Origin of the sequence: Rhodopirellula europaea 6C, from assembly GCF_000338295.1 — a bacterium.
GTDB classification, from domain to species: Bacteria; Planctomycetota; Planctomycetia; order Pirellulales; family Pirellulaceae; genus Rhodopirellula; species Rhodopirellula europaea.
Genome location: NZ_ANMO01000257.1, coordinates 40,614 through 64,911, shown reverse-complemented (window position 1 = coordinate 64,911; position 24,298 = coordinate 40,614). Strand labels below are relative to the sequence as shown.

Annotated in this window: 16 protein-coding genes and 1 riboswitch; of the genes, 7 read left to right on the top strand and 9 right to left on the bottom strand. The window is 56.1% G+C overall.

Annotated features, from left to right (window positions below):
• The 5 genes from RE6C_RS27380 to RE6C_RS27360 all read right to left on the bottom strand — a co-directional run bounded on the left by RE6C_RS27380 (position 1) and on the right by RE6C_RS27360 (position 7,353).
• Positions 1-1,545, bottom strand: coding sequence for a HEAT repeat domain-containing protein (locus RE6C_RS27380; protein ID WP_008661918.1), 1,545 nt, complete (start codon positions 1,543-1,545; stop codon positions 1-3).
• A 129-nt stretch (positions 1,546-1,674) separates the two neighbouring features.
• The gene (locus tag RE6C_RS27375; protein WP_008661916.1) at positions 1,675-2,058 is read right to left on the bottom strand and encodes a hypothetical protein; all 384 of its coding nucleotides are present in this window, start codon (positions 2,056-2,058) and stop codon (positions 1,675-1,677) included.
• Between the two features lie 58 nt (positions 2,059-2,116).
• Positions 2,117-2,914, bottom strand: coding sequence for a hypothetical protein (locus RE6C_RS27370; RefSeq protein ID WP_008661915.1), 798 nt, complete (start codon positions 2,912-2,914; stop codon positions 2,117-2,119).
• Between the two features lie 97 nt (positions 2,915-3,011).
• The gene (locus RE6C_RS27365; RefSeq protein ID WP_008661914.1) at positions 3,012-4,382 is read right to left on the bottom strand and encodes a DUF1501 domain-containing protein; all 1,371 of its coding nucleotides are present in this window, start codon (positions 4,380-4,382) and stop codon (positions 3,012-3,014) included.
• A gap of 10 nt (positions 4,383-4,392) precedes the next feature.
• Positions 4,393-7,353 carry a DUF1553 domain-containing protein gene (locus tag RE6C_RS27360; protein WP_008661912.1) on the bottom strand — a complete coding sequence of 987 codons (2,961 nt, stop codon included), beginning with the start codon at positions 7,351-7,353 and terminating at the stop codon, positions 4,393-4,395.
• Between the two features lie 277 nt (positions 7,354-7,630).
• Positions 7,631-7,714, top strand: a riboswitch (cyclic di-GMP riboswitch).
• 80 nt (positions 7,715-7,794) lie between these two features.
• Between RE6C_RS27360 and RE6C_RS27355 the strand changes: the two genes are divergently transcribed.
• The 3 genes from RE6C_RS27355 (at position 7,795) to RE6C_RS27345 (ending at position 10,222) form a co-directional block, all read left to right on the top strand.
• Positions 7,795-8,445, top strand: a complete 651-nt coding sequence (locus RE6C_RS27355; protein ID WP_008661909.1) for a hypothetical protein — start codon at positions 7,795-7,797, stop codon at positions 8,443-8,445.
• A 108-nt stretch (positions 8,446-8,553) separates the two neighbouring features.
• Positions 8,554-9,708, top strand: coding sequence for a Tad domain-containing protein (locus RE6C_RS27350; protein ID WP_008661908.1), 1,155 nt, complete (start codon positions 8,554-8,556; stop codon positions 9,706-9,708).
• Positions 9,709-9,712: 4 nt separating this feature from the next.
• Positions 9,713-10,222, top strand: coding sequence for a TadE family protein (locus RE6C_RS27345; RefSeq protein WP_236618566.1), 510 nt, complete (start codon positions 9,713-9,715; stop codon positions 10,220-10,222).
• Positions 10,223-10,325: 103 nt separating this feature from the next.
• Here the strand turns inward: RE6C_RS27345 and RE6C_RS27340 are convergent, their stop codons facing one another.
• A complete protein-coding gene (locus tag RE6C_RS27340) occupies positions 10,326-11,021 on the bottom strand; it encodes a hypothetical protein (protein ID WP_236618565.1) in 696 nt (231 codons plus the stop codon).
• Positions 11,022-11,164: 143 nt separating this feature from the next.
• Positions 11,165-12,580 carry an arylsulfatase gene (locus RE6C_RS27330; protein ID WP_008661904.1) on the bottom strand — a complete coding sequence of 472 codons (1,416 nt, stop codon included), beginning with the start codon at positions 12,578-12,580 and terminating at the stop codon, positions 11,165-11,167.
• A gap of 157 nt (positions 12,581-12,737) precedes the next feature.
• On the opposite strand from RE6C_RS27330, the gene RE6C_RS27325 reads away from it, so the two are divergent.
• The 3 genes from RE6C_RS27325 to RE6C_RS27315 all read left to right on the top strand — a co-directional run bounded on the left by RE6C_RS27325 (position 12,738) and on the right by RE6C_RS27315 (position 19,385).
• Positions 12,738-14,858 carry an arylsulfatase gene (locus RE6C_RS27325; protein ID WP_008661902.1) on the top strand — a complete coding sequence of 707 codons (2,121 nt, stop codon included), beginning with the start codon at positions 12,738-12,740 and terminating at the stop codon, positions 14,856-14,858.
• Positions 14,855-17,323: an FAD-dependent oxidoreductase gene (locus RE6C_RS27320; RefSeq protein ID WP_008661899.1), complete on the top strand. Its 2,469-nt coding sequence runs from the start codon at positions 14,855-14,857 to the stop codon at positions 17,321-17,323. The genes RE6C_RS27325 and RE6C_RS27320 overlap by 4 nt, the downstream gene beginning before the upstream one ends.
• Before the next feature lie 367 nt (positions 17,324-17,690).
• Entirely contained in the window at positions 17,691-19,385 is a 1,695-nt protein-coding gene (locus RE6C_RS27315; RefSeq protein WP_008661898.1) for an FMN-binding protein, read from the top strand.
• On the opposite strand, the gene RE6C_RS27310 is transcribed toward RE6C_RS27315, so the two are convergent.
• Positions 19,375-21,345, bottom strand: a complete 1,971-nt coding sequence (locus RE6C_RS27310) for an adenylate/guanylate cyclase domain-containing protein (protein ID WP_008661897.1) — start codon at positions 21,343-21,345, stop codon at positions 19,375-19,377. The genes RE6C_RS27315 and RE6C_RS27310 overlap by 11 nt on opposite strands.
• Positions 21,342-22,508, bottom strand: coding sequence for a DUF2891 domain-containing protein (locus RE6C_RS27305; RefSeq protein WP_039963614.1), 1,167 nt, complete (start codon positions 22,506-22,508; stop codon positions 21,342-21,344). Before RE6C_RS27305 ends, RE6C_RS27310 begins: the two co-directional genes overlap by 4 nt.
• 194 nt (positions 22,509-22,702) lie before the next feature.
• Between RE6C_RS27305 and RE6C_RS27300 the strand changes: the two genes are divergently transcribed.
• Positions 22,703-24,265 carry a TIGR04222 domain-containing membrane protein gene (locus RE6C_RS27300; RefSeq protein ID WP_039963612.1) on the top strand — a complete coding sequence of 521 codons (1,563 nt, stop codon included), beginning with the start codon at positions 22,703-22,705 and terminating at the stop codon, positions 24,263-24,265.
• Positions 24,266-24,298 lie beyond the last annotated feature (33 nt).

Below are 24,298 nucleotides of genomic sequence, written 5' to 3'. Positions count from 1 at the left end.
CTACTCCGAAATGCCGTTGGGATTGAACGTTCGTAACATCTTGCGGCCCTTGTAAAGGTGAAACAAATCCTCGGGCTGGGGCGGACGCAGTCTTCCGCCAGTGGGCAAATCAATCGTTTCCAAACCATCGGTCACGACAACGCACTCCTTCTCGTTCCGCACCGCGGTGAACACCGCCGCCGTTTCATCCAAGAAGAATCCCAACCGGTCGACTTTCACCTCTTCATACCCGACCCGTTCCAAGTAGGTCTGCAATGGCTCAACAATCCGGCGCTGAGCTTCGTTGAACTCCTTCGACGACACGGTGAAGATGTCTGGGTGATCCGCGTGCCAACCAGCATAGATCGCGTAGATGTCTTCGGGTGGAAAGTCCGCGACATCGCATGAGATGGCGAAGACGGTCGGTCCCGTCAGCCCAATGTTGCTGTACTGTTTTTCGCCAAAGTTGTATTCGAAGCGGACCAAGAACACGTCGACTGGATCTTCAAAGCTGGGCCACAGCATCCGGCGAGAATCCACTACCTCGACTCCAGTCGGTGGCACGCCCATCTGCTGTGGCTGAGTCAACCACAACGCCATCTCCGCCTCCGCGATCGCACGTGGCTCGCGGTGTTCCACGTCAATCAAATCTTCCAGTCCCAACTCATCGGCGTAAGCGATCGCTCGCAAACGAGCGGCTGGTTCGCCCGCCAATTCTGCCAAGCGTTCTTTGCCAGAATCGACGCCCAACTTTGCCAGAGCCCCCGCGGCCTCACATTGGACTCGGCGATGCTTCAGATCCAAGGTTTTGTTCAACTCACCGATGGAGCTTTCATCGCCAATCAATCCAATGGCATCGCACAGCGACACCGCTAGCGCCACCGCTTCGCCCAGAACCGCTTGGACTTGCTCCACCTCGGTCCCAAAGCTGCGAGGGTCTTCTTCGAACTTGGCCAGACGTCCCGCGACGTGGCCGAGCAAAGCGTTCAGCGATGCAATGCGTCCCTTGGCAGGATGTTCGTTGACCAAACCCGTTCGAGTGATGTGACCCGCCAAATCCAAAATGGGTGCCGCCAAAGAAGGCTCCGAAATTGAATCCAACAGAGCGGGAAAAACCGCGCTGATCTGCCAATCATTGTGCTGCATCAACGGGCTCAGGATCTGCGCCGCCGCCATCCAACCCTTTGGCGGTGACTGCCCAAGCTGCGTGACCAAGACGCCCAGCGATTCCGGTGTCCGGCGCATCGCCAACAACTGAAGCATCAGGTGCCGATTGGAAACTTCCGGCGAAAGCGATTCGATGATTTTTCCCAACGCAGCGGGTTCAATCTCCGACAGTGGATCGCCCTCAGCCCTCAACGTTTTCAGGTGAATCAATCGAAGCAAGCCACCCGTGATCGCTGGGTCCGCATCCATCAAACGCGATGAGTCTTCCGCGAGTGCGTCCACCAACATGGGGCCGGTCAAGTTTGGATCGTCTGCCAACTGTTTCAGTGCCACACCAGCCTGAACCGGGTCGGCACCGGAGGCGAGAATCGGGTCAAAGGAGATTTCCGACAAGGTCAAGTTTCCAAAAGTGAAAGATGTAAAATGGGGCAGGGGAGGGCAGGGCAGAGCAGGGCGGTACAAAGTCAAACCGCCGTTCATCCGGTCGCAACTACTGGGGGCTGCCAGAACGAAGTTTGCAATTCCGGCTTACGAATCATCCGAATCCGGTTGATACGTCAGATCGGGATTCACGGCATCGGACCATCCCAATCGGTCAATGTCATCCAGAGTCGCCCAGCGATTGTTGCCGTGGTACAGCGGCGATTGATCGATCGGGCACTTGGGTGTTTCCGCATCGGCATAAATGTGCACGCCCTGGACATTGGGTTGCAACCAGATCGCTTCGCATTCGTCGCAGACCACCAAACCGTGTGAAGGTTTGTCGTCGACCAATCCACACGCACGAATGGAGCACAAACCTTGTTCGCAAATCGGGCACGAACCAACGCTGTGTCGAACATCGGAATTGGAATCGGGGTGAGTCACAGAATTGACTTCCAAACAAGAACGGAATGATTCGGGTTGTGCCATTGAAGATTGATTTCAAAGTGGCATTTTCGCATGTTGATTCAACAATGCGGAATGGGACCTACAGCGGAAACGCGGTGATCAAGCGATTGCCTTCCAGCACCAAACGCACTCGCCGGGCCATTGGGTTGCGACTTCTCTGCCCGTCGCGTCCACCTACAAAGCCAACTCGTTTTCCCATGTCGACGGTGTAGATCGTTCGCTTGCCATCCACTTCTTTGGTCGTCCGTTGATTCGCTTGTGCCTTCTCGTACGCCTTATCGATCGTTACCAGGGCACCTTCCATGTCGCCATCAAACACGCCGTGTTTGCCGGAGCGATTGGGTTGGTCCTCGGTGTGACGACGAAGATGTTCGAGGCGATGGCCTTCGGCACTTCCAGGCGTGTACAGCACACCGGCGGGAGAGAGAAACCGGTCCGGGCTGATTTCTCTCAGCAGGCCGTACTCCAAATCCGACTTGTCCGCATTGGAGACTGCCGACGTGCCCGACTGTGGATCGCCGCGAGTCATCTTGGACGCAAGCGGTCCGGGCGACTGGGCGGACTCGTCCCGTTCCGATCGAGTTGGACTTTCAACTCGAGGCGTTAAGGGTTTCGCCGATTCGGTTTGCTTTGGGACCGAACGCGAGCTGCTCTTTTTTTCAGAAACAGGTGAAGGTGAATTGTCCGCAACCGAATCCTTGGCGACCTGTTTGCCGGGCAACGCAGGCAAGTTCCACCCCGTTGCCTCGTTGATCGATGGCCGCAGCAGCGTGTAGCCCCCTACGACGACCGCGAGAACGATCCCCGCCACCGTGGTCTTTTTGCCTTTTTTGCCACTGGGCCGATGAGCACCAGAGCGAGATTCAGAAGCGTTCATTTCGGTTCAATCAAGCCAGCAAGTTCGAATTCGGTCTTCTATGACCGCCAACTTACCAGCCGATCCCAAAACTAGCCAACCATCTCAGGACTCGAGTTTAGGACTCAACAATTTCGCCAACCACCCGCCCGTGGACGTCCGTCAGTCGAAAATCGCGACCAGCGTAGGGATACGTCAAACACTCGTGGTCGATTCCAAGTTGATGCAGCATGGTCGCGTGCAAATCATGCATGTGAACGCGATCGCGAACCGCGTAGTAGCCATAGTCATCGGTCTCTCCGTACGTGATTCCGCCGCGAATCCCGCCACCGCCCAGCACCATTGAGAATCCTTGCGGGTTGTGGTCGCGACCATTGCTTCCCTGAACAACGGGCGTCCGTCCAAATTCGCCGCCCCACACGACCAATGTGTCTTCCCAGAGCCCGCGTTGCTTCAGATCCGCGAACAATCCTGCGATCGGCAGGTCCGTCTTGGCTGCATTTTTCTGGTGACCGTTCTTCAAGTTGCCATGTTGGTCCCACACTTGGCCGCTGCTGACGGTGATGAATCGAACCCCGGATTCCGCCAACCGACGCGCCATCAAACAACTGCGTCCAAACGAGTCGGTCGTCTTCTCATCGATCCCGTACAGTTTCTTGGTCGCTTCGGTTTCCTCCGACAAATCCATTACCTCCGGCGCGGTGCCTCGCATCCGATTGGCCAAGTCGACCGCCTCGATGGCACCATCGGTCGCTCGGTCCCGCCCTGCGGATTGCACATGGCCTCGATTGATCTGGTTGACCAAGTCAAACTGGTATCCCTCAGCCGCATCCAAGTAGGCGATCTTTCCATCGCCAATCTGACCGTTTTTGCCGACCACGGTCGCTTGATGCTTGGCCGGCAAGAACGCGGCCCCATAATTGCGAGGTCCACCATGGGCGGTCGCGGGTGCGATCGCGACGTGAGCCGGCAAATCCGGATGCCCGGCCCCCAATGCATAACTGATCCATGCACCAACACTGGGGCGGACAAAGTTGTCGCTGCCCGTGTTGACCATTCCGACCGCTTGGCCGTGTGATTGGCCGCGAGTGTGCATGGACCGAACAACGCACAGCGAATCCAGATGCTTGTTCATCTCCGGCAATAAATCGGTTGCCCATAACCCAGCCTCACCGTGTTGCGACCATTTCCAGGGGCTGGCCAGCAACGTTGGCTTGGCACTGATTTGAGGCGGCAACTCAAACGGCAAATCTTTTCCGTTGTCGGCGATCAACCGCGGCTTGTAATCAAACGTGTCGACATGCGACGGTCCGCCATGCATGAACAAGAAGATCACCCGCTTGGCTTTCGCCGCGTGATGCTGCACAGGCGTCTGCACACCCGAGTCATTGGCCCACACATTCGACGCGGGCATCGCCGACGCGGTGACAGCCAACGCTCCAGTCGTCCAAGTCGATTGGACCAAGCAATCTCGACGGTTCAGTTTCATCAGTTTCGCCTCAATCCAAAAATCGAAATTCGGTGCTCGCAAACATCGCCGCGATCCATTCGCGATAACGTTCTTCGTCGCTCGACATGGCCTTCGCCACATCGCTTTCCAACCAAGCGTGCAAGATTTGTTCGTCGACCGGTCGAGGGTCGCGAGAGAACAACACCGCGCAGGCCCACCGGACACGCTGCGTGTCGTCGGCTGTCTCTTTCATCATTCGCTTCGTCGTTTGCATCGCCCATCGACGTACCTCGGGGCTGCCGATCAACGTCAACGCTTGCGCCGGCACGTTCGTTGTCGGTCGTTTCCCAACCAACAAATCCGGATCCGCCGCGTCAAGATTCGCCAGCAACGGTGGCACTTCGGATCGAATCAATGGCAAGTAGATTGTTCGCTTTGGATCATCCAGCCCAAACTTGGTGGTCGCTTTGGAGTTGGCGTTGTTTTGACTGACCAAGGTGGCATAGCTATCCATCAAGTTTTCACGACCGCTGGGGTCGAGCGTGCCGGCAGCAACCAACATCGCATCGCGAATCGCTTCCGCGGGAATGCGTCTGCGAACGGCCCGACCTCGCAGTCGGTTTTCAGGATCGAGTGAGACTCGCGGGTCGTCATCCGAAACCATCGATCGTGAATACGCGTCGCTGCAAACGATGTTTCGAATCAAACGCTTCTGACGCCAACCGTTGCGTACAAAGTCGATCGTCAACGCATCCAGCAACTCGGGATGAGTTGGTTTCTCACCACGAACGCCGAAGTTGTCGACGGTCCGCACCAGTCCTTCGCCCATCAGGTGCATCCAGATTCGGTTGACACTGACCCGCGCGGTCAGCGGGTGATCAGGATCGGTCAACCACTGTGCCAACTCCAACCGACCGCTTCCTTCCAAGGGTTCAAAAGCGGTGGTGGATTCGCTGAAGACCTGCGGAATGCCTCTCGGGACGATGTCGCCCAGATTGCTGACCTCACCCCGAATATGAATCGGGCAATCCTCCTGCTCATCGATGGGTAAATCGGCCAGCGCCATCGCGGTCGGAACGGGGGGCGGAGCATTGGCGACCAAATCGGCTCGTTGTGACTTCAGTTGCTTGAGTGTCTGAGTCAACGTGGTTCGCATCGCGATGCTTTGTTCGATCGCCGCGTCTGATTCACCCTGGTCCTTTTCGCCATCGACCTGAACCCACTGCACGGCATCGGCGATCACATAACCATCCGTCCCACGGTTCGAAAGCGTGACCTGCGACCGGGTTTCCGCCTCGCAGTCAAACTCCTTCAGCACGCTGTAAGTGCCCGTCGTCGGAGGAACCGTCTGATTCAAAACCAGATTGTGAGTCTCGTCGTTCAACTGCACCACGATAGGCAGATTCGACGCCCGATTGCCGCTGGAGTTGTAGTGAACCCGAAGCTCATACCGTCCGGCATTGGGCAAGACCGCGGCAAACCGGATCGACGCCTCGCCTTTGTTTCGGTTTTCGTCGTGCACATAACCTTTGCCAACAAACCCAGATTTGTACGTCGATTCAACCCAGTGACCTTCACGAACGGCATCGACATCATCGATCGTGATGCCTTCGAGTTCCGTCTTCTCTGCCAGAACCTTCAGTTCAGCCTCGACTGCTTTGATCTCTTGATCGAGGCCTTGCAGCGATTTTTCGTGTTCGCGAATGGACTCCTTGTGCTTCTTTGAAATGGGAAGCGGAGTTTTCTTCCAAGTGCTGACGTATTGCTGCGACTCGCCATGCAGTGTTCGCGTGCTGCGAAAGATCCCCGCCATCGCGTAGTAGTCTCGCGTGGTGATGGGATCAAACTTGTGATCGTGACAGCGAGCACAACCAAACGTCATGCCAAGAAAAGCACGTCCGACCGTGTCGAGTTGCTCGTCGACCACATCCATCCGCAACTTGGTCTTGTTGCGTTCACTCAGCATCTTGGTGCCGATCATCAAGAATGTGGTGGCGACCAACTTGTCACGTCGATCTTCATCGGAAGACGCCGGCATCAAATCACCCGCGATCTGTTCGCGAATCATCCGGTCGATCGGCATGTCGTTGGCAAACGACCGCACCAAGTAATCGCGATACCGCCAAGCGTCGTGATGGGTCGCATTGAAATCGCTGCCGTTGCTGTCGGCATAGCGAGCCACGTCCATCCAGTGCCTCGCCCAATGTTCCGCGAACTGCGTGCTGGCCAGATAGCGATCCACCAATCGCCGCCAATGTGCGTCGCTGGGATCCGCTTGAAATTGCCGAAGCGTTTCAGGATCAGGCGGCAACCCAGTCAGATCAAACGCCAAACGTCGCAACCGCACACTCGGGCTTGCGATCGGAGTCGCGGTCAAACCTTCCGCGTCCAAGCGTCGTTGCAGGTAGGCATCGATCGCGGAATCAGAATCAAACGCAACCGGCGACTCGCTCGCACGTGGAGGCTGAAACGCCCAAAACTGCCGAGCCTGTTCCCAGTCGAATGACTTTGGCTGAGAACTTGTGAGCTGTTCCTCTTCATCCATCAATCTTGGATCAGCCGCACCATCGCGAATCCATTTTTCAAAATCTCGCACCACGTGGTCGGGCAGCTTTCCCGAGGGTGGCATCTCGGAGGACTCGTAACGAATCGCCGCCATCAGTTCGCTTGCCGCGGGATCGCCAGGTCGGATGGCCGGCCCACTGTCACCGCCAACTTCCCATCCGTCCTTCACATCCAAACGCAACGAACCGCCGAGGTCTTCCGAATCCTCCGCATGGCATTCATAGCAATGCTTGATCAGAACCGGACGAATGCGAGCTTCGAAGAAGTCAAAGGATTCTTCGTTCGATTCATCCGCGGAAACCATCGCTGCACAACCGATGGTTAGCCAAAAAAAAACCAGCATCCATCGAGCGGTCAGCCAACGATTGGCGATCGAACAACATCGATCGCGGTTTGATTGAGCGATGACGTTGTCAAACAAGTGCGGGGCGAACGGACTCTTCATTACAGAACCGTCGATCAAAAGGTGGGGGCAGAGGCGGGCGTTACAGGATACACCATTCCGAATGACCGTGTTCCCCACGATTCATCACACCTTTGCCCCGCTGGCCTCGAGCACCAAAGACCGCCCATTCCGCCGCAAAATCGTTTCAACCGGCACGAGCGGGCGAACCACTGTCGCAGTCGCACAATTTGCAACCGGGGATGGCTCACGAAAGCCCACCTGCTCATTCGTGACCTAGTGTTCTTATTAGCGAAGTTGTGGGCTTCCGATTCGACATTCAAGAAAACGGCAAACCGCGTGTAAACGTGGGACGCAAAGTCATGGATCCATGTTGAAAAACTTGGACTGCCAGACCGCCCTGGATGCTTATCGACATCGCGAGAAGATGTGGTTGTCACATCGAGCGGGGGGGATTTCCTGCTCACACCGAAGGCGCACACCATGCGGAACGAACTTGTCCTTTTAAAGCTACTCCTCGCGAGCCTGCTGGGCTTATGGGTTTCACTCACCCCAAGCGACGTCTCTGCAGACGATCGTAAATCGATCTACTTCATCGAAGAAAACTGGGAACTGACTCTGGGCGATCCCGAGCCTGACATCAATTCGCCACAAGTATCGTTTTTCGTCTTTCCGAACCGAGACGACGAATCTCGCTACTTCGAGTTGCAACTGAACTACGCGGCGGATGCAACCTATTCAAGCGGTGGGTTCCGCGTCACTGCCGCGGTCAACGACAAGGCGGTCGACCACGAACGTGGTGGAGACTTTCAAAACTGGTCAGCGAGCAACGACTGCATCCGATGGACAACCGTCATGGCCGTCAAGAACTCTCGCTATCTTTTTGCGATCAAAAATGGTGAGTCGGCTGATTGGGGAGCCTTTGGAGGCCCTGACTACTTGGTTGAAATGCCACATGAGAGCGGTGATGGCCTGATGAAATATCACCCCGATACAAGCCTCGCGAATGTCGACATCGGATTCGGAGCCAATCGTGTTCGTTCGATTCGATTGAAAACTATCCGGGTCGTTTTTGAGGATGGCAGTGACCAAGTCATCACAGTCAATCTGACACCGACATCGATCAATTCGTGATCGAACGATCGGATCAACGTATCGTGCCAATGCACAGTGGACGAATCTTCAGAAGATCATCCGTTCGTCTCCAACCATCGCGTTCTGCCATCATCCAGTTGAAATCAAATGTCATCCAAATCGATCATCCAACTCCGCTATTGCATTCAAGAACCTGAATCCCGACGCGGCGCCGCGGGAATCTTTGGCCTCATTCTCTGTGTCGCGTTGTTCACAGTTCTGGCGGTCATTTCAGAATTCGCCTACATCAACACCGCGAGAACAGAACTTTCCAGGTCCGCCGATTCTGCTGCACTCGCGGGAGCCTGGGCGTTGTATGACGCTCGCGTCAACGGGGACCACGACGGCGTCAGCCAGGTAAAGTCTTCAGCAGACCGAATCAGCTCAGCCAATCACATCGGACAAATCCAGGCTCATGTTGGCTCAGTCGATCACGCGGTCGAGATTGGATCTTACGATCATGCGACTCAAGTCTTTGAGCCAATGAATGATTGGGCGTCTGCCAACGCGGTCCGCGTCAATCTACATCTGACAAACTCGGCTCATGGCGAACTTCCGTTGCAGCTGGCTGGATTGACTGGTCGAAAATCGCAATCTCTTCGTCAAAGCGTGACTGCAGCATTCCAACACAATATCAGCGGGTTCAAGCGTCCACCGAACAATGGAACCAAGATTGACATCTTGCCCATTGCTCTGGATGAGGAAACTTGGCAACTGGTCAGTGACAAACAAACTTCTGACGACTTGATGTACTTCAACGGATCGGTCGTGGAAGGAAGCGACGGCTTCCACGAATGCTCACTCTATCCAACGGGAACCGGTGCTCCTGGTAATCGTGGAACGGTCGACATTGGATCATCCAACAACAGCACCAGCGATCTTCGCCGCCAGATTCTCTATGGAATCTCGCAAGATGATTTTGATGCTTTGGGACGTGAATTGGTCTTTGATGAACACGGCGAACTGTCCTTGAACGGCGACACGGGAATCAGTGCGGGAATCAAAGCCGAACTCAGCTCCATCATCGGTGAGAAAAGGATCATTCCGATCTTCCGCAAGGTGCAAGGCAACGGCAACAACGCCAATTACACGATCGTGCGGTGGGAAGGCGTGAGAATCCTCAGCGTGAAGCTAACCGGCCCGATGAAGAAGAAGCACCTGACGATTCAGCCCACCCCGATGATTGCGAGAGGGTGCGAATTCGACGTCGCAGGCAATGTCCACAGCGAGTTTTTGTACTCTCCTGCAATGTTGGTGGACTGATCTCATGAAACGTTCATTGAAAGGAAGACCTGCCCGCCGGAGACGCGCCGAGTCGAAAGTCTCTCGGGAACGAGGCCCTCGCAAGAAGACGGGATGCACTGCCAGCACATCTCGACGACCGTCTTTGTTGCGTCATGGCGCTGCGGCCGTCGAATTCGCATTCATTGCTCCGTTGATGATCTTCTTGACCTTCGGGCTGATCGAACTCGGAAGACTCAGCATGCTTCGTGACAGTGCGATTCATGCCACCCGCGAGGGCGCTCGAGTTGCAATCAAGCCATCGGCAACGACGAGCGAAATTTCCTCTCGAGTGGAGGAAGAACTTGGTTTGATGGGAATCAGTGGCGGCAGCTCAACCGTCGATTTCACGAGCGACGGTTCCACCGGAGTGGAATTGGTCACAGTCAACGTTTACATCCCAATCGCCGAAAACAGCTGGCTACCAAACACTCTCGCGATGGGACACACCAACATTGAAGGATCCACGACCATGCGGCGTGAGAGCAGCAACTGATTTTGAGTTGAATTCCCAGGAACTCGCTCACACGACTACCGCTTGAATATGAATGTTCGGCGTTGCGTCAACCAACGCCGAACATTCCTTCAAAACCCAAACTTCAATCTTCTGATTTTGCAGCTTCCTCATCCGATGCGTCCGACGGTTCCTCTTCGTCCTTCGCACTCGCTGCAGCTTTCTGTTCTTGCTGGCGACGCTCTTCTTCACGTTGCTTGCGTTCCTCTTCCAAAGCCGCGTTGGCTTTGTCCAAGCTGGCCTTCGCGCTGGTGAGCTGCTGTTGCAATTTGCTCGTTTGAGCTTCCATGTCCTTCTTCAATGTTTCGACTTCTTGCTGAAGCTTTTTGCGTTGTTGCTGAGCGATCGTCTCAACTTGCTGGGCTAGCTCCCGAGCGTCGTCAGACTGTTTCTCAGCCTTCTTGGCTCGCTCAGTTTGGGCTGCGACATCGGCTTTCAAGGCAGCAATCTGCTCTTCCAATGAAGCGACCTTCTCATTTGCTTCCGCGATCGCAGCGTCTTTCTCTTCCAACGATTGATTAGCCGCCGCGACTTCAGCTCGCAATGCGACCAGCTCGGTCGTCAACGCGACGTTCAGTTCGCTGGGATTGTCCATTCCGCCCATGTCGTGAGCAGTCATGCCACCGGCGACTGATGAACAGTTCGTCACCTCGGTGGGACACGCGGGAGCGGTCACGCACTTGGGGGCACAGGTGGTTTTGCGAAAACAATCGCCCGCGAAACCGGGTGCGGCGAATGAAAGGGCCAGCGTGAATGCGGCCGTCGAAGTCTTCTTCATCATGGTGTCGATCTTCTAAGGTGGGTCAAAACAGGTGGGATCGGAGAAGGTCGCTGCTATTCGCGACGTCTCCGATTTCATCCTAATTGCGACCGCCGATCGCGCAGCAAAAAATCCACCAAACCCGGCTCAACGAGGGCATCCCCTCAAAACAGCCCGTCTTCGCGAGCCATTTCGACCAATCGTTCCAGCTCCTCGGGATGTTCTTTTGAAACATCGTTTTTCTCCCCCGGATCAGACGACAAATCAAACAGTTTCCAACCATCCTCGTTGACAACTGGCTTGCCATTTCCGCTGCGTCGCTTCTTGGTTCCGCCGGGATAGTTCACCGCTTTCCATTTTTCTGAACGAAGCCCAACCGAGGTCGGGCCTTCGCTGCTGGCCCAGTACAAATAGCGATGCTTGGTTTGCTTCTCAGGTTGATTCAGCAGAGCGGGCAAGTAGGAAATCCCATCGATGTCTGCTGGAGGTTCCGCACCAGCCAACTCGCACGCGGTCGGCAAAAAGTCCCAAAACGCGGAAGGGTGATCGCTGATCGAATTCGGTTCGATCGTCCCCGGCCATTTCGCGATGAAAGGCACGCGAATGCCACCTTCGTGCATCGAACGCTTGCTGCCTTGAAGCGGACCGCTGCTGTTGAAGAACAAATCGCTGTGGCCTCCCTCATGATGCGGCCCATTGTCGGACGTGAAGATCACCAGCGTCTTTTCGGTCAGATTGAGCTCCGCCAACAAAGCCATCATGCGGCCCATGTCTCGATCCATCCGAGTGATCATCGCCGCGAAACCTTTCTCTGGGTTGGGCCATCCTTCATCGGCGTAGATGCCATAGTCCGGCACCTCCATTCCGTCGCCATTCAATCGCCCGCCTTCGTTGTTGGCATGCGGGATCGTCCAATGAACGTGCAATAGAAAAGAATCGGACTGATGCTCGCGAATGAAATCAAACGCAGCATCCGTCACCACGTCGTGCGAATAAGTTTCTCGTTTGACTGCAACGCGACCGCGAGCGATCGGATCGGTGCTGATCACGTTGCCGGGATAGAAACTCTGCTTGTAGTTTTTCCACAGGAACGGCGGGTAATAGTTGTGGGCATTGGATTGGTTCATGTAGCCCGTCCAAGCATCAAATCCATTGGCGAGCGGATGGCCTGGGTTCTCGATCTCTTCGGGAACATCCACATTGCCGAGCGCCCATTTGCCGACCCCACCGGTGGCATAACCAGCCTGAGATAGCAACGAGGCCACGGTCGGTTGCTCCCCCGTCAAATTGCGAGCCGCGTTGCCAATCAATCCAGTGCTGCCAACATGCTTGCCCGTCCACAGCGTCAAGCGAGAAGGGCGACACACGGTGTGTCCGGCGTAGTGATCGGTGAATCGAATTCCATCTGCCGCCATTTGATCCAGATGCGGCGTCTGAATCCGAGTTTGGCCGTAGCACCCGAGGTCGCCGTATCCAAGGTCATCGGCCATCACATAAATGATGTTGGGTCGGAGTGCCTCGCTGCTGACGGATGAATCGGCGTTGTTTGACTCGTCCCCTGAGACGATTTGGCAACTCACGACGATCCAGCAAAACGCCCCAGCCCAACGCGGGAAAGACCGGAGGAATCGAGACGATGTTTGAGATGGGACCAGCCTCGCGAGGTTCATATTTCGGTTCTAATCTTTGGGCATCAAGTGAGTTCGGCAGGGGTGCCACGATCCTTCTCAGATTAACATGCCGACGAAGACAATGAACGACGACCTAGGAAAACACGCAATGAACGCTCGGCGAATCTCCTGCACCACACTCCTGATGCTCTGTTTCAGCGTCGCGAATTTCGCCCACGGTGCAGACGAGGACACTCCACCACAGCGTCCCAACGTGCTGTTGATCATGGTCGATGACCTTGGGTATTCCGATCTGGGGTGCTACGGCAGCGAGATCGAAACACCCAACTTGGATGGCTTGGCAGCCAACGGATTGCGTTTCTCGCAGTTCTACAACACCGCCAAATGCCACTCCTCCCGCGTGTCGTTGCTGACCGGTCAATACTGCATCGCCGCCGGCGACACCTCTTTGTCGCATGCCGTCACCAGCGCCGAAGTGTTGCAAGCCGATGGCTACTTCACCGCCATGTCGGGAAAGTGGCACCTCGACAAACAGCCCACTGACTTTGGATTCCAACGCTACTTTGGTCACCTCAGCGGCGCCTGCAACTACTTTCGCGGCGACAACACATTCCGTTTGAACGGCGAACCGTGGATCGTTCCAGACAAGGACTTCTACACCACCGTCGCGGATGTCGATTATGCGATGCAGTTCTTGAACGAAGCCGAACAGACCACCGATCCGTGGTTCCTCTACCTCGCCTTCAATGCGCCGCACGCCCCACTGCAAGCCTTGCCGGAAGACTACGCCAAGTACAAAGGCCGCTACGACGAAGGCTGGGACAAAATCCGTGAGCAACGTGTCCAGCGCCAACACGAACTGGGCCTGTTGCCGAAGACATCACAACCGAGCGAGCGACCCGCGCACATCCCTGCTTGGGAGACGTTATCAGAGAAACGCCAGGGGTTTGAAAACAAACGCATGACTGCGTTGGCGGGCATGATCGATCGCGTGGATCAAGAAGTCGGCCGGTTGATCGAACATCTCGATGAGACCGGCGAACTTGACAACACGTTGATCTGGTTCGTTTCCGACAACGGTGCTTGCCCGTACGATCGAGTCAGCCAGAAGATCGAAGCGGAACCTACCAGTGGCGATGTCTCTTGGAGCGACTCCACCGGGTGGGCATGGGCTCGCAATTCACCCTTCCGGTTGTACAAACAGAATCAAACCGAAGGCGGCATCAGCACGCCGACCATCGTTCATTGGCCAGCGGGTCTGAAAACCAAGGCTGGCAGCATCGAGCGCAGCCCGGCTCACTTGATCGATATTCTGCCGACCATCGCCGATGCCGCTGGCAGCACCATCCCAACGACTTTTGCCGATCGTGATCTGCGACCGGTTTCGGGCCAATCGTTGCTGCCGATTTTCGAAGGCAAAACCATCAACCGCGAGCAACCCATTCACTTGCTGTTTTCGTCCGACCGCGGCCTTCGCGACGGCGACTGGAAGATCGTGAGCTTCCGCCAAGGCCCATGGGAGCTTTACAACATCGCGACCGACCGGACGGAGCAGCACAACCTCGCTCATCAGAATCGTGATCGCCTGACGCAAATGGCCCTGAAGTGGAACGAAATAGCGAAGGAGGTCCTGCACACTCAAACCTTCGATCCCAAGTTCGGAGTTCCGTCAGACAACCCGGTCTCGATGACAGCCACTCACCCTGAGTGGACGGATTTTTCCGTTGATCCCCAAAACAATGTTCGAGGCGGCACCGGCCGCAAGAAGACACCCAAGTCAAAAGCCAACACCTCGAAAAGGGCAAACGGTCCCATCCGAGCCCGCAAGAACACGCAGCTTGAACGACGCGAATCCGAATTGCATCTTACGTTCACTGGTGACGATCCAGGAATCGCGATTGATCGTCTGCCGGAGAACATTCCACCGGGACCCTATCGATTGGCGTTCGATCTGTTGAGCGAAGCTGAAGGCAACGGCGAAGTGTTCTACACAACCACGCCTGACCAGTCCCTACCCAAGGGCCAACACATCCCGATCGAAATTGAATCCGATGGACAATGGCATTCGCACACAATCTCCCTCGGTGAAGCCACCAAAATCTATCGATTGCGATTGGACGTCAGTGAAGGAAAAGGGCTGGCTCAAATTCGAGGATTAAGACTGCTCTCATCCCAAAACGAACCGGTAATTCGCTGGCCAATCACGAGAACCAAAGTTCTGAAGTGAGCCTCGCTCGGGGCGGAAAATTCTTGTTTGCAGGTCTCGAGACGGGCGAACAAAATGTCACCTTTGGCTATGCTATCGGGTTCCCCATCCCACCTTGCAAACCCACCCCACAACGAGAAGCGATCCCTGGAATGCATTCCCACCAGAGCTCCCGACCATCGTATTCGAACCGCCAATCCGCCCCCGTTTGGCTTCGCATCGCGTTGACGGCGTTGGCCTCCGTGACCATCGCGACCGCAACCGCGCAAGCGGCGGATGTGTTTGTCGAAGCTGAGAGTTTTGACACGCATGGCGGATGGAAGTTGGACACCCAATTCATCCAGCAAATGGGATCGCCGTACTTGATCGCTCATGGACTGGGGCAACCGGTCGATGATGCGACCACCAACGTTGCGATCCCCGAGTCCGGCAAGTACCGGGTCTGGGTTCGCACGATTGACTGGGTTCGTCGCTGGGACGCGTCGCCTTCCCCGGGAAAATTCGAACTCCACGTCGACGGCAAAAAACTCGACACCACCTTTGGCACCCAACATGCCAACTGGGACTGGCAAGACGGTGGCGTGGTCTCGTTGGACAAGGGTGACCACACACTGTCGCTGAAAGATCAAACCGGTTTCGATGGTCGTTGCGATTGCATCTATCTGACCACCGAACTGGACGAAACACCGCCTGCCGTGGACGACGTCTTGTCGCCGTGGCGTCGTGACAAACTGGGCCTTCCCGAGCAACCTGTCACCAAAGGTCCTTATGACTTGGTCGTCGTGGGTGGCGGTTACGCTGGCATGGCGTCGGCGATTTCAGCGGCTCGAATGGGATGCCGCGTGGCATTGATTCAAGACCGTGGCGTTTTGGGCGGCAACGGTTCCAGCGAAGTGCGAGTGTGGGCGATGGGCAACATCCGTCGCGGCAAGTTCCCTCGCATCGGCGAGATCGTGGAAGAGTTCTCTGACAAAGCCACCAAGTCACCCGGCACCTACGAAGAGTTCGGTGACGAGCAAAAAGAAGAGATCGTCACAGCCGAACCGAACATCGATCTGTTGCTGAACCATCACGCCTATGCGGTGAAGATGAAAGCCGACAGCGAAACCAAGCAAATCGAACATGTGCTGGCCTTGAACACGAAAACCGGCGAAGACCTGCGAGTTGCCGGCGACCGTTTCGTCGACTGCACCGGCCATGGATGGATCGGCGAATGGGCCAACGCGGATTTGGACATCACCGACAAAGGCCGCATGGGCATGAGCAACATGTGGCGATGGGACGAAGTCGAGCAGGCTCCTGAATTCCCCGCCACGCCTTGGGCGTTGCCACTGAACATGGACGACTTCCCGTACCCACGTGACCACCATGGTCAATGGTTCTGGGAAAGTGGTTTTGACATCGATCCACTCGGCGACGCCGAAGCGATCCGCGACTGGAACCTGCGAGCCGTCTACGGTGCGTTCAACGCGATGAAGAATGGTGACGGTGCCGCCGATCACCCCAACGCTCAATTGACCTGGGTGGCTTACATCGGTGGCCCTCGAGAAAGTCGCCGACTGCTCGGCGACGTGGTCCTGAACCAAGAGGACATCGTCAGCAAACGCGAATTTCCGGATGGCTGCGTCCCCAGCACTTGGTCGATCGACTTGCACTACCCCAAAAAGGAATACGCCACCAAGTTCCCCGAGAACCCGTTCATCAGCATCGCGGTGCACGACCGCCGCGTGGATCGTTCTTACGGATACCCCGTTCCGTATCGCTGCTTCTACAGCCGCAACGTCGACAACTTGTTCATGGCCGGTCGCTGCATCAGCGTCACCCACGAAGCCCTCGGCACCGTCCGCGTGATGAAGACGTGCGGCATGATGGGCGAGGTCGTTGGCAAAGCCGCCTCTCTTTGCACACTGAACGATTGCACTCCTCGCGACATCTACGAAGAACACTTGGACGACCTGCTGGAACTGCTCGAACTGCCTGGCAAGGCTCGCCGAAGCACGCCTTCCGCAACCATCGTGATCCCGGATGACGCGATGGAAAAAGCCGGCCCGTACGGCCCCATGTCAGGCTTGGATCCCGAGAAATTGCCCGGCATCGTGATCGATGATCGACAAGCCAAGACGACAGGCAAATGGGCCAAGGGACAAGGCCTCAAGGGCTACGTCGGCTGGGAATACCGCTACGCATCGGCCAACTCCGACGCGACCGCCACCTTCCAAACCAAATTGAAGGAAGCCGGTCAGTACGAGTTGCAGATCTACAGTGCCCCTCATGAGAATCGTGCCACGAAGCTAGCCATCACCGTGACCGCGCCCGGCCAAGAACCGCAAACCGTTCGGATCAACCAACGCGACACGCAAGGCGGTGCGATTCCGGCCGGTAAGTACTTCCTGCCCGCGGGCGCCGAAGTGACCGTCGACTTCTCCGCCAAAGACTCGGGCGGCACGGTGCACCTCGACGCGATCGGATGGGTCAAACAACCTTGAGCCAATCCGAGGCTGATCAAACTCGATACCGACGCAGCGTTACGCTATTACTGCGTTTCCGATTCCTCGCCTGTCACCTCTCCCCCGACGAAGTTGGGGGAGAGGTCGGACCGAGCGTCCAGCGAGATCCGGGTGAGGGGGCCCGCTGCGTTCAAGACACATGTTTTGTCGTATAGTCCCTCACGCGAACGGCACTTCCCAAAACCAACTTGAGAAAACGTGACTTGTTGATTCAAGCCAGAAATTAGCGGACATCAAAATCGCTGCCCCCTTAACACTCGAACAGTCCGGGCGAAGCCTGCCCATCGCAGACGGCTCTCACGAACGAACCACGCCCGGGCAGCGGACGGCTTGGCGAGGACGCGCGGTGCATGCGATCCGGATTGGAATGCTGATCGGGTTGCTGGCCTGTCTACCGTCGCCGCATCAACGGATCGAAGTGGCGTCTCAACCATCGCTGGATCAAATCCAACGTGTGGAACCCGCCGCTCGCACCATCGCCGACACGACGGACCATCGTGGTCGATGGGCAATCTTGGATGCCGATCGAATCCCGCTTGGTTCCGTTGCCAGGACCTTGCCCGAAGCCAACGGATCGGTCGGCTATCGCGGACCGACGGAAGCGTTGTTGCTCTTCGACCAACAAAACATCGTCCGCTCGATTGCCGTCCTGCAGAGCCATGACACCGATGAGCATGTCGACGCCGTCAAAGACTCTCCCGAGTTCTTGAAGCAATTCCAAGGCCTGACCTGGGGCGGCAAACTGGCAGACGGAAGCGTTCCCGAGATCGATGGCGTCTCCGGTGCAACGCTGACCAGTTTGGCAATGGCAGGTGGCATCCTCAGCCGACTGGGCGTCGCGACTGGTTCGCTCGTCTTCCCAGAACCTCTGACACTGGCCGAGGCCCAAACCTTCTTTCCCACTGCCTCCCAAATCCATGGCAATCGCATGGCCGTGGTGAAGGACGAAAGCGGAACGAAGCTTGGATACCTGGTTCGAACCGGCGCGTTGGTCGATGACGAGATCGGTTACCAAGGTCCGACCAGCGCGCTGATCGGATTGGATCTGGAACATCGACTCTTGCGACCCAAGATCCGGCACTCATTCGACAACGAACCCTACGTCGATTACGTCCGCCAAGAACGTTCGTTCTGGAAACGTTTCGAAGGCCTAACGCTGGAAGAACTCGCCGCTTTCGATCCTCCCGCCGAAGAGGTCGAAGGCGTCTCCGGAGCCACAATGACCAGCATGGCCGTCGCCTACACGCTGCCAAGATTCGCGACCGAATTGCTGGCGGATGAGGAATGGAAAACGCTCGGGCAAACGCCTTTTCAAAAGCAACTGCATACCCTCCAAGAATCGATCCAAACGACTCGACTGTCTGACGCGGACATCGCCACACTCGTCGCGTTGGTCCTGTTGCCGCTGCTCATTCGCTTCGGAGCGATGCGGCAAACATGGCTACGTCGCTTGTGGCTTTTCGCCGTCTGGTTGGTCATCGGCCTGTACGCTGGCAACTTGCTGTCACTGGCCCTGCTGGCCGGCTGGGCCACCTCGGGAGTCACCTGGCAACTCGCCTTGGGTTTGGTCGTTCTCGCGATCGTCTCCGTGATCATCCCGCCAACGCGGCGGGGCAATCCTTACTGCAACCACCTTTGTCCCCATGGTGCGGCCCAACAGTTGATCCGCCCCAAAAGCAACTCACGTCGCAAGTGGAACCTCCCATCGTGGCTTTCCAAGCCGTTGGGATTCTTGCCCGCGGTAACTCTGCTGTTGGTCTACCTCGCCTTGCTCATTCGCCCCGCCACCGACGTTTCCTTTGTCGAGCCATTTCACGGCTACCTTTGGCACTTGGCATCATTGTCCGCGATCGCCTGGACGATCAGCACGCTCGCGATCGCCTGCTTTGTTCCGATGGCCTACTGCCGACTAGGATGCCCAACCGGTCGCCTGCTCGACTGGTTGCGACTGAAAGGAACCAGCCAACAAATTTCGCGAATGGACCTCGCGGTCGCAGGGCTGCTGCTGTTTGCGTACAGCTATCGAATTCTCATTCGTTAGCCACGCTTTCGAAGCCAACCAATCGTGAGGTCGCCAATGACTCGGCGATTCCTTTGACCTGCATTGGCTCATTCGCTTCCAGCACAAACGAATCACTGAGTTGTTGCGAGACTTCGCCGGAAACCACGATTTCGCCCGCCAAGGCTCGATCGCACAACCGGGACGCAACGTTCACCGTGTTCCCGATCGCGGTGTATTCCATCCGCTGCGGCGTGCCGACGTTACCGACGACAGCCTGCCCGGTGTGGATACCGATGCCGATCGACAAACCACTCTTGTGTGAACGCAATGCTTCTTGAATTCGCCAAGCAACACGGGACGCACGCTCCGCATGATCGTTTTGGTCCAGCGGTGCGTTGAACAGCACCAAGATTGCATCCCCGATGAACTTGTCGACCGTGCCTTCCTCCGCAAAAGTGCAACGAACCATCACCTCCAGCAACCCATTGAGTTCTTCCAGAACGTCTTCCGGTTGCAGTCGTTCAGAAAACTGCGTGAATCCGCGAATGTCGGCAAACATGACAGTCACTTCGCGAGTCACACCTCCGACCACGATCGATTGCAACTCGGACTGCTGGACCAATTGATTAACCACCGCCCGCGGCACATAACGACCAAACAAATCGGTAATTCGTTGTCGCCATCGGATCTCTTCGAAGTATCGAATGCCGACCCCCAGCACTCCCGCCACCAAAATCGAAACGGGCGTGAAGGCCATGTCGAGAAACCATCCGCCGCGAAAGGCGAACGTGCAGATTGCAAGGTATGCGAATAACAACAACGCCACGCACAGCAACGCCCAACGCGCCCGAAAAATGGCCGCGATCACGCAAGCTAAGACGCTGAATCCGATCAACAGGGCAGGAGTCACGTACCATGCTGCCATTTGCATGGTGATGCCATTGAGTAGCGTTTCAATCGCGACGCCGGTGACATCCAGTGCGTCCGCCTGACGATCGCGAATGGGAATGTCGTATCGATCCGACGAAGGCACAAAAGACATTTCCAAATCGATCAGCACCGCCTTGCCGCGAACCAATTCCGGATCGAAATCGCCTTCAGCCAGATCGCCGTATTCCAACCGAGTCAGGTCGCTTGGATTGAACCCATAATCGACCCAAATACCCGCCGGTGAGACGGTTGGAAATTCGCTTCCAAAACCGATCCAATTGACCTTATTGAGCCCAACCTGGTAGTCGGCCAATTGTGGATTGGGTGTGATCGTCTCCTCTCCGCTTGCCAGCTGCAGCAGATTGCTCATCTCGGGAAAGATGTTCAACCAGTGCTGAACCAATCCAGCCTCATCAAGTCGCTTGAAGAAACCCGTTTGGCCACCGTTGGGCTGGTCTGTTAACCGTTGCACGACCCAAAACGGAGTCGTTTCGCGAAGTGCGAAGTAGTCATGCATCGCGATCGGAAAGATTCGCGAATGACGACTGACCATCGTTGGTGACTTGAAACTCATCCCGTGATGTACGATGCAATCGTTGTAGCTCTCCACAACTTTGTAATCGACATCCAATGTCAGATAAACATCGCGAACCAAATTGCGTTTTGGAGCAACCTGTTGAATCAAATCCAAAGTCGGCCGCACACTCGCTTCGAAATCATCCGGATCTGTGCAGACCAAATTTCGCAAATCCGCCACCACTTTCGCGTCGGCGTTCATCAGGTTCTCGTAGAGTTTCCGGTCGGTCTCGAGGTCGGGCTTCTTCCCCAATCGCTCCGCACTCGAAGTCCCGAAGGACACCAACACCACGTTGCCTGAAAGTTTGCGTGCCCCCAAACGCGGGCCACCCTCACGCAACATCATCGCATCGCTGACCATCCGAGAAAATTCGAATGCGGTCTGCCCCCCTAAATACATCGCTGCGAAAAAGAACAACGAACACAGCACTCCGCTACCAATCGAGACCAATGGTCGCCACCAACGACGATTGGACTTGGAGATCGTTTTCATTGGTTCGGTCCCAATTGGCCGACGCCACTGATCGCATACAACCCAAACGTGGCCAACCAATGGTCGCCTTCGTAGTGACCGCTGTTGATGTAAGCCAATCCCGCGACCAAATGTTCTCTCGCGTTGGTTCGAATGGCGGCTACCAAAGGATGCTGCTCCGGCAAATGATTCGCGACTGATTGCAAACACCAAGCTCGATTGAGGTTCAGCCCGGCGAGGTGAACCAGTTTGCCGTCGGTGACATCGCTGACGCTGACCGGTGAGATCGTCCCATCGGTGAGTTGCTGTCTCAGCTTCGGAACAAATTTGTCCAGCCAGTCTGAAAACTCCTCCGGCGTTAGCACTCGCCGCATCAAGTCCGCCTCGTTCCACGCCGACGAGAAGAAGTCGTGACCGGACGGTTCGTACTGAACCGGGTAATCGATGTCGGTCAAATAGAAATCGCGAGCCCGCGAGATCACCAACTGTTCCAAGTCGTCCAGGTCACGAGACCTCGCGTAGTCCAACACTTGCCCCAGCGCAAACCCGGTGTCGGGATGCTGGCCCGTTCGAATCGGGAACGTCAACAGCGGCAGGTAAGCGGTGATCCTTTCAACCAATAATTCCTCGAGCGGTTCAAGTGCCCCACGCCACCGAACCGCATCTTCATCGTCGAACGAATCCAACTCCATCGCCAAACGCAGAAACCAAGCCCAGCCATACATGCGTTCGAAGGACTTGTTCTCGTCGCGAGCAAAGAACTCCGCTTCGCGTTTCAAGTTCTCAGCTGTCAAATGCCGAGACAACGTTTCGCGAATTTTGGTGGCCGCGGGCATCTCGGGATGTTGCTTCAGCAAACGCACCAGCACCCAGTGACCGTGCACACTGCTGTGCCAATCAAAACATCCATAGAACGCCGGAAAGTGTTCTTTGGGCGTGCCGATTTGATCGGGGTTGGAATAGACCAGCGACAGTTTGTTTGGAAACTCCGTGTCGACGCCATGCAGCACCAAATTCGCCCACTGATCCGCCATATCAGAGGTCAACGCAACCGTGGCGGTCGAGTCCTGTCCAACTGATAATTCCTCGCTTGGCGACTGCGTCCACGCTGACGTTGTCATGAGCGAACCAAGCAACCAAGCGGCGAACAATCGGCGAAAGAATGGATCTTTCCAGGCAAACATGGAACTTCCTCGATTCGGCGGGGCAACTTGCGACCGGCACCAAAAACACCTGTCAATCGCAATCCTTTTGCGGACATCTTAGCCGGTGTTTCCCATGTCGGTGAGCGTTCACCGTGCATTCCCAATCTGCAAAAATCGGTTCGGCAGCGCCTCGTTTGGGTTGGGCACGTGCCCTTCTGTGTTGGAGGAACTCAATGATGAAAACAATGCATGAAAACGTCACGAATGACGCGTTGTGGCAGAAAATTCTTCATTTTCCGATTGGAGGCGAATCAGCGGATTGGACCGCCGATCCGCCCACTCGCGGTCTCTCGTTTTCGCAACGATTGGCCCGGGAAAACGATTGGAGCATCCAACACGCCCGTCACTGCATCGACGAGTACCGAAGGTTTCTGTATCTGGCAGCCACCGCGGGTCACAGTGTGACTCCATCGGACGCGGTCGATCAAGTTTGGCATCAACACTTGGTCTACACCGAGAACTATTGGGTGGACCTGTGCCAAGCAGTCCTGCCATCACCGCTTCACCACGGCCCAACCAAAGGTGGCTCCCAAGAACGTGCTCGATACCAAGATCAATACGAACAAACGCTTGCATCTTATGAGCGGGCATTTGGCAAAGCCCCGGTGGAGATTTGGCCGCCAACGGAAGAACGCTTCGCTCAATCGATCGCGTCGCTTCGCATTGACAGACGCAAGTTCTGGCTGATTCCAAAGCCGAACTTGACCGGCAAATCATTGCAAGGGTCGCACCTCGCGATCGCAGGATTGGCAGCGACACCTTTCGCGGCGCTGTTCCCGTTCAACTTGGACGGACCAACGTTCTTGGCGTTGTATGGTGCGGCAATCGTCGTCGGCTTTGTCTACCTGTTGGTTTGGTTTCACATCAGCAACGGCTGGTCATACAATCCTTCCGCTCTTCCCAAAGTTGGCTGGGGACAACTGTCGATCCTAGCGGGAGGCAAGAAACGATTGCTGCAAACAACCTTGGTAGCATTGCAAAAGCGCGGCATCGTCCAGTGCGATCAACATGGATTCACGATCCTTGATCGTGGTGCATTGCAGGCCCAGCATGACGATGATCCGGTTGCTGCCAGCGCGATGAAGGTGACCACTGACTACCTGGCTTCCAGCAACGCTCCGCAATCGTTCCAACGATTGCTGGTGGCAATCCATTCCACCGCAACCAATGCCGAATCGCAAATGCGTGAATCGGGGTTGCTGAGATCATCCGAACAACGCAAGCGTTTTCACGTGGGTGCGTTGGGGGTGGCTGGTATTTTGTTGGTCGTTGGTGGGCTCAGGTGCATGCAGGGAATCCAAAACGATCGCCCGATTGGGTTTCTCATTTTAGAAATGGTCATCGCGACCGTCGGGTTCGCGGTCGCGTTTCACATGGCGGGTCGTGAGCGTTTGACTTCCCTGGGCAAATCGGTCCAAGAACGATCGCAGCGAAGCTATCCCGAAACGGGGTTGAAGTCAGCTCACCAAAGCGACGGTGGCGATGTGGATGAGTTGCCCTCCCTGGCGTGTTGGGGTCCCGCGGTCGCGGCCTACGTGCTCACCGATGCCTCGGAACTTTTCGCCAACGACATGTTGTACGGGGAAGAAATCCAGGCTGCCCAAAAAGCATCGAACTCGACCGGATGGATTGATTGGAGCAGCGGAGACGGCAGCAGCAGTTTCGACTTCAGCGGTGGCGGGGGCGATGCGGGATGTGGAGGCGGGTGCGGAGGTTGTGGTGGATGCGGAGGGTGAGAAGGCCTCCACCACTTGCCGAGTGATCTGGCT

Excerpts from the sequence above, each read along its gene's own strand:
- RE6C_RS27350 (WP_008661908.1), top strand. The coding sequence starts at position 8,554 with ATGTCATCCAAATCGATCATCCAACTCCGCTATTGCATTCAAGAACCT.
- RE6C_RS27370 (WP_008661915.1), bottom strand. The coding sequence starts at position 2,914 with ATGAACGCTTCTGAATCTCGCTCTGGTGCTCATCGGCCCAGTGGCAAA.
- RE6C_RS27325 (WP_008661902.1), top strand. The coding sequence starts at position 12,738 with ATGCCGACGAAGACAATGAACGACGACCTAGGAAAACACGCAATGAAC.
- RE6C_RS27345 (WP_236618566.1), top strand. The coding sequence starts at position 9,713 with ATGAAACGTTCATTGAAAGGAAGACCTGCCCGCCGGAGACGCGCCGAG.
- RE6C_RS27340 (WP_236618565.1), bottom strand. The coding sequence starts at position 11,021 with ATGATGAAGAAGACTTCGACGGCCGCATTCACGCTGGCCCTTTCATTC.
- RE6C_RS27360 (WP_008661912.1), bottom strand. The coding sequence starts at position 7,353 with ATGAAGAGTCCGTTCGCCCCGCACTTGTTTGACAACGTCATCGCTCAA.
- RE6C_RS27375 (WP_008661916.1), bottom strand. The coding sequence starts at position 2,058 with ATGGCACAACCCGAATCATTCCGTTCTTGTTTGGAAGTCAATTCTGTG.
- RE6C_RS27355 (WP_008661909.1), top strand. The coding sequence starts at position 7,795 with ATGCGGAACGAACTTGTCCTTTTAAAGCTACTCCTCGCGAGCCTGCTG.
- RE6C_RS27300 (WP_039963612.1), top strand. The coding sequence starts at position 22,703 with ATGATGAAAACAATGCATGAAAACGTCACGAATGACGCGTTGTGGCAG.
- RE6C_RS27365 (WP_008661914.1), bottom strand. The coding sequence starts at position 4,382 with ATGAAACTGAACCGTCGAGATTGCTTGGTCCAATCGACTTGGACGACT.
- RE6C_RS27310 (WP_008661897.1), bottom strand. The coding sequence starts at position 21,345 with ATGAAAACGATCTCCAAGTCCAATCGTCGTTGGTGGCGACCATTGGTC.
- RE6C_RS27305 (WP_039963614.1), bottom strand. The coding sequence starts at position 22,508 with ATGTTTGCCTGGAAAGATCCATTCTTTCGCCGATTGTTCGCCGCTTGG.